Origin of the sequence: Opacimonas viscosa (genome assembly GCF_024199005.1) — a bacterium.
Lineage (GTDB): Bacteria > Pseudomonadota > Gammaproteobacteria > Enterobacterales > Alteromonadaceae > Opacimonas > Opacimonas viscosa.
This window is the reverse complement of record NZ_JANATA010000139.1, coordinates 1-270: the sequence shown is the minus strand read 5'-3', so window position 1 is coordinate 270 and position 270 is coordinate 1. Positions and strand designations below refer to the sequence as shown.

Here is a 270-nt window from a genome sequence, read left to right as displayed (position 1 = left end):
CATGGAAGCACCGCGTGAGTTAGCTCCGATTACAAAGCCATTGACCAAAGAACAACATACGGCACCCCATTCGCTTTTCGTTCGTAACACTGTTCAAACAACCCAGCGTGCGCCCAAGAAAGTAAAGATCATTGAAAACATACGTTATCAGAAGAAACAAACGCCGCCAGCACTTATGACTAAGCGTATATCCCCAAAACATATGGGTGATAATAAAGCAATTGCAGCACGCTATACGGTTCAACTAGGTGCGTATAGGTTGGAAAACAG

The 270-nt window shown here is 44.4% G+C and carries 1 protein-coding gene; it reads left to right on the top strand.

Annotated elements, in window-relative coordinates; all coding sequences use genetic code 11:
• The coding region (locus tag NLF92_RS13030) for a hypothetical protein (protein ID WP_254102646.1) at positions 1–270 on the top strand (270 nt) is incomplete at both ends.